Below are 349 nucleotides of genomic sequence, written 5' to 3'. Positions count from 1 at the left end.
GGCATAGGCGGTGTCGAACACCAACTGGTTCCACGTCAGCACTTCCTGCAGGTGGCGCATGCCGTCGACGGGAAGCTGGCCGGGGTTGCCCGGGCCGCTGAGGTTGCCGAAGTCGGTCACCTGCAGTCCGTTGCGCGCCAGCGCCCCGGCAATATCGGCCACGCGCAGGGCCTCGGGCCCCATCGACGTACCGCGAATGCTGGCACCGACATCGGTGGGCGCGCCAATCAGCGTGACAGGATGCATGGGAGGCTCCGGTAGTTGCGGCTCCTCCCCATATTAGGCGCTATTCCGCCGCCGGGGCCGGCGCGCCCTGGTGGATAGGCGCCGACTGGATGGCGAACAGGGC

General features: G+C 68.8%; 1 protein-coding gene. It reads right to left on the bottom strand.

Annotated elements, in window-relative coordinates:
- Positions 1 to 246: arginase family protein (locus AC1DMY_RS21120; protein WP_477166795.1), on the bottom strand; the 246-nt coding region annotated here is incomplete at its 3' end.
- Positions 247 to 349: the final 103 nt, after the last annotated feature.

The sequence above is a fragment of the Dyella sp. 01L423 genome (genome assembly GCF_056399945.1).
Note: the sequence above shows the minus strand (reverse complement) of the source record. Positions and strands in the feature narration are given on the sequence as shown.